The sequence below is a fragment of the Ruminococcus sp. 1001136sp1_2201st1_G3_2201SCRN_220225 genome (genome assembly GCF_040924365.1).
GTDB classification, from domain to species: Bacteria; Bacillota; Clostridia; order Lachnospirales; family Lachnospiraceae; genus Blautia_A; species Blautia_A faecis.
This window is the reverse complement of the sequence record NZ_JBCOME010000005.1, coordinates 35376-48255: the sequence shown is the minus strand read 5'-3', so window position 1 is coordinate 48255 and position 12880 is coordinate 35376. Positions and strand designations below refer to the sequence as shown.

The 12880-nt window shown below is 41.5% G+C and carries 10 protein-coding genes; 7 read left to right on the top strand and 3 right to left on the bottom strand.

Features of this window, described 5'->3' with window-relative positions; translation table 11 throughout:
* Positions 1-433 precede the first annotated feature (433 nt).
* Entirely contained in the window at positions 434-2689 is a 2256-nt protein-coding gene (pflB, locus tag AB5642_RS03215) for a formate C-acetyltransferase (protein WP_256144222.1), read from the top strand.
* Between the two features lie 105 nt (positions 2690-2794).
* Positions 2795-3523, top strand: coding sequence for a pyruvate formate-lyase-activating protein (gene pflA / locus AB5642_RS03210; protein ID WP_368371453.1), 729 nt, complete (start codon positions 2795-2797; stop codon positions 3521-3523).
* A gap of 343 nt (positions 3524-3866) precedes the next feature.
* On the opposite strand, the gene recQ is transcribed toward pflA, so the two are convergent.
* Positions 3867-5804, bottom strand: a complete 1938-nt coding sequence (gene recQ / locus AB5642_RS03205) for a DNA helicase RecQ (RefSeq protein ID WP_368371452.1) — start codon at positions 5802-5804, stop codon at positions 3867-3869.
* An 88-nt stretch (positions 5805-5892) separates the two neighbouring features.
* A complete protein-coding gene (locus AB5642_RS03200) occupies positions 5893-6468 on the bottom strand; it encodes a TetR/AcrR family transcriptional regulator (RefSeq protein WP_195391966.1) in 576 nt (191 codons plus the stop codon).
* A gap of 432 nt (positions 6469-6900) precedes the next feature.
* Between AB5642_RS03200 and glgB the strand changes: the two genes are divergently transcribed.
* Positions 6901-8682, top strand: coding sequence for a 1,4-alpha-glucan branching protein GlgB (glgB, locus tag AB5642_RS03195; protein ID WP_195391967.1), 1782 nt, complete (start codon positions 6901-6903; stop codon positions 8680-8682).
* Positions 8683-8850: 168 nt separating this feature from the next.
* Here the strand turns inward: glgB and AB5642_RS03190 are convergent, their stop codons facing one another.
* Entirely contained in the window at positions 8851-9219 is a 369-nt protein-coding gene (locus tag AB5642_RS03190; RefSeq protein WP_118578152.1) for a metal-dependent transcriptional regulator, read from the bottom strand.
* Between the two features lie 349 nt (positions 9220-9568).
* On the opposite strand from AB5642_RS03190, the gene AB5642_RS03185 reads away from it, so the two are divergent.
* The 4 genes from AB5642_RS03185 to AB5642_RS03170 all read left to right on the top strand — a co-directional run bounded on the left by AB5642_RS03185 (position 9569) and on the right by AB5642_RS03170 (position 12858).
* Complete coding sequence (locus AB5642_RS03185; protein ID WP_173718179.1) at positions 9569-9934, top strand: helix-turn-helix transcriptional regulator; 366 nt, start codon at positions 9569-9571, stop codon at positions 9932-9934.
* 3 nt (positions 9935-9937) lie between these two features.
* Positions 9938-10741 carry an ImmA/IrrE family metallo-endopeptidase gene (locus AB5642_RS03180; protein ID WP_173718178.1) on the top strand — a complete coding sequence of 268 codons (804 nt, stop codon included), beginning with the start codon at positions 9938-9940 and terminating at the stop codon, positions 10739-10741.
* A 3-nt stretch (positions 10742-10744) separates the two neighbouring features.
* Positions 10745-11683 (top strand): hypothetical protein, encoded by a 939-nt coding sequence (locus AB5642_RS03175; RefSeq protein WP_195391968.1) that lies wholly within the window; start codon positions 10745-10747, stop codon positions 11681-11683.
* Between the two features lie 155 nt (positions 11684-11838).
* The gene (locus tag AB5642_RS03170) at positions 11839-12858 is read left to right on the top strand and encodes an aldo/keto reductase (protein WP_202017080.1); all 1020 of its coding nucleotides are present in this window, start codon (positions 11839-11841) and stop codon (positions 12856-12858) included.
* Positions 12859-12880: the final 22 nt, after the last annotated feature.

Sequence of the window (12880 nt, the reverse complement as noted above, 5' to 3'; positions counted from 1 at the left end):
AAACAAATACTTAAATTTTTAGCAAGCAGAAAGGAGTATAAGTTATTGTCCACTTCGTTCACAGCAACACGCTCCGTGATGGCATTGAACATGGCGATGCAGATAAGACCATCGAGAGCTTCACGAAAATTTATTCGTTAAGCGATAGCCCCCTTCAATTAAGTTGATAAAATTTAACAAAGTATATCGAGAATATTTCTCTGTATTTACTACAGTGAAAATGGGACTTACAAATGGAAAAATGAATTAAAGTACAGAATATAGGACTTATATATAGGGAAATCCATTTTTTACCAGATAAATTGTACTTTATTAAAAGCATGGATCAAACTGATTGACGGCGAAAAAACAATCTCGTATACTACAATCGTTAAACCAATAACAATTCTTCAATATACGCGGAGAACTATAAAATAAAGAAAGAGGTACAAGAATGAAAGATTTTGCACAGTGGAAAGGCTTCGAAGGAAGTCGTTGGAAAGAACAAATTAACGTTCGTGATTTTATCCGTCACAATTATACCCCTTATGACGGAGACGATTCTTTCCTGGAAGGACCGACCGAGGCTACCGACAAACTGTGGGGAAAGCTGCAGGAGCTGCAGAAAGCTGAGCGTGCCAACAATGGTGTGCTTGACATGGAGACAAAGGTTGTCACAGGCCTGACCGCATACGGACCAGGATATATTGCTGAAGACCTGAAGGATCTTGAGAAGGTTGTAGGACTTCAGACAGACAAGCCTCTGAAACGTGCATTTATGCCATACGGCGGAATCAAAATGGCTGAGCAGGCATGCGAAATGTACGGCTACAAGGTAGATCCTCAGATCCACGATATGTTTACAAAATATGAGTTCAAAACACATAACCAGGGCGTTTTTGACATTTATACACCAGAAATGAAAAGAGCACGTCACAGCCACATCCTTACCGGACTTCCGGATACTTATGGACGTGGACGTATCGTTGGCGATTACAGACGTGTGGCTCTGTACGGTATTGACGCTCTGATCGCAGGCAAGGAGAAAGACTTTGCAGACAGCGACCGCCAGGGTATGAGACGTTATGATTTCCAGCTTCGTGAGGAAATCGCAGATCAGATCCGCGCTCTTAAGGGAATGAAAGAGATGGCAAAGATCTATGGTTATGATATTTCAGAGCCGGCAAAGAATGCTCATGAGGCATTCCAGTGGCTGTACTTTGGATATCTTGCAGCAATCAAGACTCAGAACGGTGCTGCAATGAGTGTTGGACGTATTTCCACATTCCTTGATATCTATATTGAAAGAGACCTTAAAAATGGCGTGATCACTGAGAAAGAGGCACAGGAGCTTGTTGACCACATGGTAATGAAATTCCGTATGGTTAAATTTGCGAGAATTGAGTCCTACAACCAGCTGTTCTCCGGTGACCCGGTATGGGCAACTCTTGAGGTTGCAGGTATTGGTGTTGACGGACGCCACATGGTTACCAAGAATGACTATCGTTTCCTTCATACTCTTGAGGATATGGGACCGGCTCCGGAGCCAAACCTTACTGTTCTTTATTCTTCCAGACTGCCGGAGAACTTCAAGAAATATGCTGCTAATATTTCTGTTACAACAAGTTCTATCCAGTATGAGAACGATGATGTTATGCGTCCGGTATGGGGCGATGATTATTCTATCTGCTGCTGTGTATCTGCAACTGAGACCGGTAAGGAAATGCAGTTCTTTGGAGCTCGTGCAAACCTTGCAAAATGCCTCCTTTACGCGATCAACGGTGGTGTAGATGAGAAGTTAAAAACTCAGGTAGGACCGGAGTACAAGCCGATCACTTCCGAGTATCTTGATTATGATGAGGTTATGCAGAAATATGACCAGATGATGGACTGGCTGGCTCATCTGTATGTAGGAACCCTGAACATGATCCACTATATGCATGATAAATATTACTATGAGGCAGCTGAGATGGCGCTTATCGATACCAAGGTTGAGCGTTCTTTTGCAACAGGTATTGCTGGATTTTCACATGTAGTAGATTCTCTGTCTGCTATTAAGTATGCGAAGGTAAAAGCTATCCGTGATGAGGATGGAATTACCACTGATTTCCAGGTTGAGGGTGATTTCCCACGCTACGGTAATGATGATGACAGAGCAGATGAGATTGCAAGAAATCTGCTTTCCACCTTCATGGATAAACTGAAACACATCCATACCTACCGTGATTCCAAGCCAACCACTTCTATTCTTACCATTACCTCTAACGTTGTTTATGGTAAAGCTACCGGAGCTCTTCCGGATGGAAGAAAGGCTGGAGAGCCTCTGGCACCTGGTGCAAACCCATCCTACGGCGCAGAGCAGAACGGACTTCTTGCTTCCTTGAACTCTGTTGCAAAGCTTGACTATGAGGATGCACTGGATGGAATTTCCAATACACAGACCATTAATCCGGAAGCTCTTGGACATAGTGATGAAGAGCGTACAGATAATCTGGTACATGTACTGGACGGATATTTCAACCAGGGTGCACATCACCTGAACGTAAATGTATTTGGCAAAGAGAAACTGATCGATGCTATGGAGCATCCGGAAAAAGAGGAGTATGCAAACTTCACTATCCGTGTTTCCGGTTATGCAGTTAAGTTTATCGATCTGACAAGAGAGCAGCAGTTGGATGTTATTGCCAGAACCTGCCACGACAGAATGTAAGTCTGATATTTTAAAATAGTATCGGCGAAACAAAAGGGCATGCAATATAATATATGTTAGAGGTTGCATGTCCTTTTTATAAATATGAATGCAAAGGAATTAGAAATGTTAAAAGGCTATGTTCATTCTCTGGAGAGCTTCGGGTCTGTGGACGGACCTGGAGTGAGATATGTGATTTTTCTTTCTGGCTGTGCTATGCGTTGCCAGTTCTGCCATAATCCGGATACCTGGAATATGACAGATGGAAAAGAGTACACTACGGATCAGCTTTTGAAGACAGCACTTCGGTTTAAGTCTTACTGGGGAGATAAGGGTGGTATCACGGTGAGCGGCGGGGAACCACTTTTGCAGATGGATTTTCTCACAGAGCTTTTCCGTAAGGCAAAGGAAGCGGGAGTCCATACTACTTTGGATACCAGCGGAAATCCTTGTACCACTAAGGAGCCGTGGCATTCTAAGTGGCTGGAGCTGATGAAGTATACAGATCTTCTGCTTCTGGATATCAAGCAGATCAATGAGCAGGAGCATGTGAAGCTTACCGGGCAGACCAATGCGAATATTCTTGCCATGGCCCGTGAGCTTTCAGATATGGGTAAGCCTGTTTGGATCCGGCATGTATTGGTACCGGGGGGCAGTGACAAGGATGAGTATCTGCACCAGCTGGCGGATTTTATCCATACACTGAAAAACGTTGAGCGCGTGGAAGTTCTTCCGTATCATACTCTTGGCATTTTTAAATGGGAAAAGCTGGGGATTCCTTATCCGCTGGAGGGCGTGAAACCTCCTACGCAGGAGAGGATTGATAATGCCAGACGGATTCTTGGGGCGATTTAAGAGCGTGAGAGAAAGTAAATAAAACTCCTTAAGGGGAGGCCGTTGCGGACTGGAAATGAGTTTGCGATGGTCTCTTTTAAGTTGCTATTTAATTGGTTGAAAAGTTCATCAGGAGGGACGCATTTGGACAATGTGTATTACTCACTCGCCGGCGCAACGCTGCAGCGAACTAATCGCTAACTGCGACTAATGCGTTCGGGAGAGCCCTCACGCATAAGTCTCCGTAAGCGCTGGATTTCGCTTACGCTAAGAGCGCGCCTGAAATGGCTCGCTGGAGTAATACACATTGCCCAAATGCTGTGTGTCGGCTGGAACTTTTCAACACACTAAATAGCAATAATGTTTAGTGATCAGCAGACTGAAATGCGGATATTTCCTGTAAAAATCGTTGGCCGTATTTCTTAAGTTTGTTCTGTCCTACACCGGATACATTGAGCATTTCATCCTCATTCTGAGGAAGCTTACTGCACATATCGATAAGGGTTCTGTCGGTGAAGACGATGTAGGGAGGGACAGATTCTTCCTTGGCAATCTGGAGCCGGAGCTGACGTAAGGCTTCAAAAAGGGCAGAATTGCGGCTGGAGTTTGTGGCGGTGGAATCAGTGGATGAGCTTTCGGTGGAAGCGGAAAAACTGTCCTTTTTGAATGGAGTTTTGTGTTTCTTTGTGGTTGATATTTTCTCTTTTTCTTTGAATTTCTTTATTATAATCTTTGTATTTTTATTTTGTAAATCTGCAATATTTCCTGCTTTTAAAACACTGTATTCTCCTTCTGTTTGGATAATATAACCCATACGGATCATCTGGCTTATAAGGAGCCGGAGATCGGCTTCGGTGCGGTTTTCTAACTGACCATAGCAGTTGTAGGAGGTGGAGCCAATGTCCTTTAGACGGGCTTTTTTAGAACCCAGGAGGGTGCTGATTACCAGAGACTGGCCATAGCGGCCGCGCATTTCAGTGATGCAGCCGACTACCCATTTGGCATCCAGGGTCATATCCAGTTCTTCAAATTCCTGGTGGCAGTTGCCACAATTATTACAAGGCTGATGTGTGGCTTCTCCGAAGTATTCCAGGATGTAATTGCGCAGGCAGGAGGTGGTCATACAGTAGCCTTCCATAAGCTGGAGGCGGCGGGAATCCTGGCGCTTTACCTGGTCGATTTCCTGGAAATCCATGCCCTCGAAGTCTTTGCTTCCAAGAAGCAGTTTGCTGATCATCACATCCTGGGCGGAGAAGAGAAGAATGCATTTAGCTGGTTCGCCGTCTCTTCCGGCACGGCCAGCTTCCTGGTAATAGTTTTCCATGCTCTGAGGCATGTTGTAGTGGATGACGAAACGTACATTGGATTTGTCGATTCCCATGCCAAAAGCATTGGTGGCGATCACAACCTGAGCGCGGTCATAGATGAAATCATCCTGACTTTTTTTGCGGATATCGTTGTTCATTCCAGCGTGATAGCGGGTGACAGAGATGCCTTGTTTCAATAATTTTTCATACAAAGTATCCACGTTTTTTCTGGTGGCACAGTAGATGATTCCACTTTCGTTTGGGTGGGTTTCTATGTAATTTTGGATAAATATATCCTTCTGTTTTCCAGTGAGATGTTCTACCTGGTAGTATAGATTTTCTCTGTCAAAGCCAGTTACAACTATGTTGGGATTTTTTAGTTTCAGTATTCTTGCAATGTCATTTTTAACTACTTCTGTGGCAGTAGCGGTGAAAGCACTGATGATTGGATTTCCAGGCAGCTGTTCCACAAAATCAATGATTTTTAAGTAACTTGGACGGAAATCCTGTCCCCATTGGGAGATACAGTGGGCCTCGTCTACAGTTACCATGGAGATAGGAGTATGGAGTGCGAAGCTTAGAAATGAAGCTGTTTCCAGTCGTTCTGGTGCTACGTAAATAATTTTATAGACACCTCGCGCAGCGAAGGAAAGAGCTTTATTGATTTGTCCCTCAGTCAGCGAAGAGTTGATATAAGCAGCATGAATTCCGGCTTCATTCAGTGACTTCACCTGGTCCTGCATAAGAGAAATCAGCGGTGAAACCACCAGCGTAATTCCTGGCAAAAGAAGCGCGGGAACTTGATAACAAAGAGACTTTCCGGCCCCCGTGGGCATGATCGCCAGCGCATCCCGTCCGCTTAAAATGGTATCTATAATTTCCGTCTGTCCTTCCCGGAAGGAATCATATCCGAAGTAAGTTTTTAAAATTTGTAAGGGAGTTACTGGTGGAGTACCAGAATTTATTTCTTGTATATTCGAACTGTTTGTTGTCAATTTATTGACCTCCTGCGATGAAAATAGGTGACTGTTTAGTAGTTGCAAAGTTGCACACTTCGAGGGTGTTTTTAGTTTTTTATCATATTTAATGTTGCGTGCATTGAGGTGCTTTTAGTTTTTTTATCATTTTTAATGCTGCCTGCGCCGTCTTGCCTGTAAGTTCTGTAATACTGGAAAGTACCGGCACATCTCCATATTTTCGGTTTTCATAAAACGCATAATAACATCCATATAGAATGTAAGTGAGCATAATATTAATGTCCTTGTCTTCCCGATATTGAGGGTAAGCTCTAAACACCAGCTCCTTTAAAGCAACTTCAATTTTCTGCACCAGGCATTTACTCCTGCTTCCCGAAAACAAAATCCCGATCAGCGAATCCTTTGCCAGAAATCCCATGAACAGTTCCCTAGAAAAAAAGGCAGTATCCTCCAGCACTCTCTCCGGATGAGTGAGATTCTCCATAATTGATACCACAACTTCCGTTTCCAATGTATCCGAGAGATGATAAATATCCTGATAATGTGCATAAAATGTAGATTTATTGATCTGCGCTTTCTCACACAATTCCTTAATCGTAATCCTCTCAAGTTCCTTATGAGAACGCAGCTCTATAAAAGCATTTATAATACTCTGTCTGGTTTTTTCAATTCTGATATCCATATAGCGTTATCCTTTACTTTAATATTGCTATTTAGTGTGTTGAAAAGTTCCAGCCGACACACAGCATTTGGGCAATGTGTATTACTCCAGCGAGCCATTTCAGGCGCGCTCTTAGCGTAAGCGAAATCCAGCGCTTACGGAGACTTATGCGTGAGGGCTCTCCCGAACGCATTAGTCGCAGTTAGCGATTAGTTTGCTGGAGCGTTGCGCCGGCGAGTGAGTAATACACATTGTCCAAATGCGTCCCTCCTGAAGAACTTTTAACACACAAAATAGCAACAAAGAAATCCAACACATTTCAAAAAACGTTGGAAATCCAACTAATGTCGTTTTTCGTCGGTAGCAATTTTTCATTTACACAATTATACTTATTATACAGAGAAAAACAACTACTGTCTAATATCTTTTTATAATGAATGGGAGAGCAAAAACATGGATTTTTACAACTTTTATACAGGAAAAGAATTTGAAGCATATCAGTACCTTGGTGCTCACGTATGGGATGGCGGAACCACCTTCCGTACATTTGCCCCGGCAGCGCAGCGAGTATCTGTAATTGGTGAGTTCAACGGCTGGACAGAGACTCCTATGAACCGCGTTCATGATGGCAATTTCTGGGAATGCACCATGAATAATGTAGGCTCTGACCTGATGTATAAATACAGAATTTACCGTCAGGACGGCTCCTTCGTGGACCACGCAGACCCCTATGCTTTTTATAGTGAGATGCGTCCAGGCACTGCTTCAAAGACCTATGCTCTTGGCGGTTATGAATTTGGCGACAGCAAATGGCTGAAAAACCGCAAAGCAAGCTACGACAAACCAGTAAACATTTATGAAATGCATTTTGGCTCCTGGAAAAAACGAGGCGAAGGACAGGAAGACTGGTACACCTATGAGGAACTGGCACCGATCCTTATCGCCTATCTGAAGGAACACGGCTATAATTATGTGGAGATCATGCCTCTCTGTGAGTACCCATGTGACGAATCCTGGGGGTATCAGGATACAGGATATTTCAGTCCAACCTCCCGCTATGGCAAGCCGGAAGAATTGAAAGCATTTGTAGACCAGTGCCACCAGGCTGGAATTGGGGTCATTCTGGATTTTGTTCCAGTGCATTTTGCAGTGAATGATTATGCGTTGGCAGAATATGACGGAACAGCCCTTTATGAATATCCAAACATGGCAGTTGGCCGCAACGAATGGGGAAGCTGCAATTTTATGCATTCCAGAGGAGAAGTTTGCAGTTTTCTGCAGTCCTCTGCCTATTACTGGATGAATGAATTCCATTTCGATGGCCTTCGCATGGACGCAGTAGGAAATCTGATTTACTGGCAGGGGGACGCAAGCCGTGGAGAAAACCTGGCAGCTCTGAAATTTATCCGTACCATGAATCAGGGCTTAAAGGAAAGAATCCCTGACTGCCTCCTTTTTGCCGAGGATTCCACTCCATATCAGGGTGTGACAAAGCCGGTATGGGAGGGCGGACTTGGATTTGATTACAAATGGGATCTTGGATGGATGCATGATACTCTGTCTTATTTTCAGGCAGATGCAAAAGAAAGACAGGAAAAATATCACAAGCTGACATTCTCTATGATGTATTTTTACAATGAGCGCTATATCCTGCCATTGTCCCATGACGAGGTTGTCCACGGAAAGGCAACAATCGCCCAGAAGATGAACGGTGGTTATGACGGGAAATTTCCACAGGCAAGAGCTTTCTATATGTATATGTATGCGCACCCAGGTGCAAAGCTGAATTTCATGGGAAATGAGCTGGCACAGCTGAAAGAATGGTGCGAAAAGGATGAGTTGGACTGGATTCTGCTAAAATTCCCTATTCATGAAGCATTTCATAAATTCATGGCAGATCTGAACCAATGCTATCTGAAGAACAGTGCTTTTTCCCAGAGAGATTTCAGCCAGGATGGTTTCTCATGGGTGGATTGCCATCAGGAGCAGAAGTGCATGTATCTGTTTGAAAGAATCAGTGGGGATCAGAAAATTTTGGCTGTGTTCAATTTCTCCGACGAAATCCAGGAATACACTTTGGAAAAAGATTATGCCGGATATGAGCTTCTCCTGGCAAGTGATATGGTGAAATATGGCGGTAAAAAGCGCTACACGAAAAAAGAAAAGGTAATTACAGGCGGAAAAGCAGTATTTAAAATGGGACCATTTTCTGCCAGATATTATCTGGTGAAATAAGGAAAAGTATATAAATAAAAAAGACCTGTATCCGGATAAAATTTTACAATGATGGAACCTTGTCATTGGTTTTATCTGGAGTACAGGTCTTTATGATTGCTGCGTACAGCAGTCAATGAGCTTCTGTAATTGTAAGAAAATGCAATGCAAAAACGCAATGCGTATAATTTATTTACCAGGAGAGAGATGCTCCTTGATAGCGGTAAAGCTCTCTGGACTGATGACATGCTCGATACGGCATGCATCGGAGGTTGCAGTTTCCGGATCAACACCCAGACTGATCAGCCAGGAGGATAAAAATTCATGTCGCTCATAAATCATATCTGCAATCTTCTGTCCGGATTCGGTAAGATAAATATATCCTTCTGGAGTGACAGTGATATGGTTCTTTTCACGAAGGTTCTTCATAGCAACACTGACGCTTGACTTCTTAAATCCAAGTTCATCAGCAATATCAACGGAACGCACAACAGGTTTCTTTTTGCTGAGAATAAGAATGGTTTCCAGATAGTTCTCAGCAGATTCATTAGATTTCACGATAGATCACCTCAATTTCTTGCTTGTGTAGCAGTACAAGTATAATACCTATAGAATACCATAGTTTACCGATTAGGGCAATTATTTTTTGCAGAAGAAAAAGCGTAGTTCATATCTGTTTATTGTTTATGAAGAGAACAGATATGATTTTTACAATATATAGCAAATATCAAAATTTGAGAAAATAAGAATGCAATTATGGAAGAAATAAATGTTATATCTAAATACAACAAATAAAAATCTTAAAATTTGAGATGAAATGGTTGCATTATATAAAGAGAGAAGTATAATATTAGGTACATAGAATAAAATATTAAAAGGCAAAAAGAGAGCCAAGGAGTTGAGAGCCATGACGAAGTTTATAAGCAACGTGAATAAATATTTATCAGAAATGAAGATTAAGCAATCTTATCTAAGCATGGTTACTGGTATAGATAAGAATAAAATGTCGCGTTTATTGACTGGTTCACAAGAAGAAAGCGGTACAGATATGGAGAAGATTGCACGTGGACTTGGGAAAAGTATTGGATTTTTTTTGAAAGAATCTATGAGCATTTCACAGGTCGGAAGTTCTTCAATGAATAAAATTGCATTTTATGCTGGAGAACCTTCCAAGAAACAAGAGCAGATCGCCAAGCAGTTAGTGGAATTAATGGAAAACATTGATGAAGTAATCAGTGCAAACAGTCGTTTTGAAAATATAGCGAGGAGTTAAGCGATGAATATAGAGCGTTTACGAAAAATCATTGCATATAGTGATAAAAATCATGACGAAATCTACTCTATGATAAAAAGATTCTGTTCATTTGCCGGGATTGAATATGACAGTGATCTTCTTAATGTTCTGCAAATTGTGCGGTCCTCTTTTCAGAAAAAAGGATTTCTGGTTTTGGAAATACCTTTTGCCGATGATGAAATAGGCGCTTTGTGTTATAAAGGTGATGGATTAGGGTATGTTTTAATTAACACCTCTTTACCTAAGGTGAATACGAATTTTGCTATAGCACATGAAATTTATCATGTTTTCTGGGGCGAAAATGAATTTGTTTCAAAGGTAGAATTTTCAGACGATCATTATTATGAATATGAGGAAGAATATGCTGCAAATCTTTTTGCTGGGATGTTGTTAATGCCAGAGATAAGTTTTAGAAGAATGTATTTGAAATTTAAAGAAGAATCTGACAGTAATGAAGTAGATACAATTATCCGATTAATGGCATATTATGAAGTTCCATTTATGGCAGTTCTGATCAGATGCCTTGAATTGAGATTGATAGCTGGAAATGCAGTTACAGAAGGATTACTTAATCATGATCGTACCCAGATTAAACAAAAATTAGCTGATCTTTGGTTGGACGAGGCCATAATGGAACCATCAAAAAAAGATGATTATCTGCACGTAGAAGCTATAGTTAAGAAGTTTGGAAAAAAATATGCCGAGGATGGATATATAAATGAGCGTACATTAGATAAAGTTCTTCATAATATGCGTGAACTATACCAGAAAATAAGGAGGGAGTAAGATATGCCAACTACATATACGGAAACTCCCGATAATTTTAATGAGATAGGTACTTTTGTTGAAAAAGAGATTAATGGCATAAAGAAAATTTTCTATCTGGCTCAAAGAGTTATTTTTTATGATGCATACTCGTTTCAAAGGCATTCTCATTTGCCGGATAAAGAGATAAAAGTATTGATGAATTATTATAAAATACATGGAACAGTGGTATTTATCACGAAATGTATTTTGATGGAGCTTGCATCAGACAGGCATAGTTTAGCAGAAGAATATATTGCATTCATAAAAAAAATGGCTGAGGCAGAAATTAAGGTTGTGATATTTAATGAAGAATATACATATGACATTCTTTTAGAATGCTTTTCTACAAATGAAAGAATAAATGAGTATTTATCCTGGGCTGTGAGAATGGTAAAATCTCCGGTTAGTACAATAACAGAAACGTTGAAAAATGACGAGAAACTTACAGCAGAAGTGCTTGAAGGGAAAAATTTAAGACAGTCTGATATATATCGTAGATTTTTTGCCACAGTGAGAGAAAACAAAGAACATGCGGATAATTTAGGGGAAGAACTTATTGCGATATGCGTACATATACTGTCACATCTTCCTGGAATCGTAGATGGGAAAATATGTGTACTGACAGATGATAAAGGTGCAGCATCAAAAATTGATTCCGCAGTAAAAAGAACAAACGTACAGAACAGAGGGGCAAAGATTATATTGTTTAGTACTCCTAAAGTGGTTCAGCATATGTTTCAGGAGCAAATAGAAATATCTGAAAATGAGATGGTAAATATTATATCTCAAGGAACCTCTGGAAATATAGTTGTTATGGGAACAACGGCGTATGATTTTGATATTAATGTGAGCATATCCATGCCAAGTGAAGCGTTAGTAGGGAAAATAATGGAGCCAAATGGGATTAATATTATTTTTTGAGAAAAGCTCTGGGAAATGTAATTGGTAGGCTGTGGATCCAGAATAGGATAATGCCCGTTTGGAAAAAAAGGCATAAACAGTCATATTTTCCAATGACAAATCATTTTCCGGGTAGTATATTAAAACTAATTATCGTTTTCAGGGAGGTTTTTATTATGTACATTGCTTCAAAGGAACGTTACACCACAATGGAATACAACCGTTGTGGTGACAGCGGACTTATGCTGCCGAAGGTGTCACTTGGACTATGGCATAATTTTGGAGATACGTCTAAATTTGAGAATATGAGACAGCTGTGTTTTACTGCGTTTGACAACGGAATCACACAGTTCGATCTGGCAAATAATTATGGACCGGAGCCGGGGAGTGCAGAGATTAATTTCGGCAGGATTCTGAAAGAAGATCTGGGAAAATACAGGGACGAGCTGATCATTACTACCAAGGCAGGATATGAAATGTGGGATGGTCCTTATGGAAACTGGGGCAGCCGCAAGTATCTTCTGGCAAGCCTTGACCAGAGCCTGAAGCGTATGGGACTGGAATATGTGGATATTTTTTACCATCATAGAATGGATCCGGAGACCCCTCTGGAAGAGACCATGGGAGCGCTGGCCAGTGCAGTGCAGAGCGGAAAAGCCCTGTATGTGGGACTTTCCAATTACGATGGAAAAACACTTTCACAGGCAGCGTCGATTTTGCAGGAAATGCATTGTCCTTTTGTGATTAATCAGAACCGTTATTCTATTTTTGACAGAACTGTGGAGAAAAATGGACTAAAAAAGACCACAGGAATTTTGAAAAAAGGTCTGATCACCTTCAGTCCTCTTGCGCAGGGACAGCTTACAGATCGCTACCTTAATGGTATTCCGGAAGACAGCCGTATCCGTACAGACGGCAGATTTTTGAAGGAAAGCAATCTGACGCCAGAACGTTTGCAGCAGATCCGGGAGCTGAATGATATGGCTGCAGGGCGTGGCGAGAAGCTTTCGGAGATGGCTCTTGGCTGGCTGCTTGCACAGCAGGAGGTGACCAGTGTACTCATTGGAGCATCACGACCACAGCAGATCCTTGATAACATAAAAGCAATCCACTGTGCACCATTTACGGAGGAAGAGCTTGTGAGAATTGATGAAATTGCGGCTGAAAATACAGCCAGTACATCGTTTCGTAAATAACGATACTAATATGCAGACAAGT

Coding starts and splice junctions, on each gene's coding strand:
- pflB (WP_256144222.1), top strand. CDS start 434: ATGAAAGATTTTGCACAGTGGAAAGGCTTCGAAGGAAGTCGTTGGAAA.
- pflA (WP_368371453.1), top strand. CDS start 2,795: ATGTTAAAAGGCTATGTTCATTCTCTGGAGAGCTTCGGGTCTGTGGAC.
- AB5642_RS03200 (WP_195391966.1), bottom strand. CDS start 6,468: ATGGATATCAGAATTGAAAAAACCAGACAGAGTATTATAAATGCTTTT.
- glgB (WP_195391967.1), top strand. CDS start 6,901: ATGGATTTTTACAACTTTTATACAGGAAAAGAATTTGAAGCATATCAG.
- AB5642_RS03185 (WP_173718179.1), top strand. CDS start 9,569: ATGACGAAGTTTATAAGCAACGTGAATAAATATTTATCAGAAATGAAG.
- AB5642_RS03180 (WP_173718178.1), top strand. CDS start 9,938: ATGAATATAGAGCGTTTACGAAAAATCATTGCATATAGTGATAAAAAT.
- AB5642_RS03175 (WP_195391968.1), top strand. CDS start 10,745: ATGCCAACTACATATACGGAAACTCCCGATAATTTTAATGAGATAGGT.
- AB5642_RS03170 (WP_202017080.1), top strand. CDS start 11,839: ATGTACATTGCTTCAAAGGAACGTTACACCACAATGGAATACAACCGT.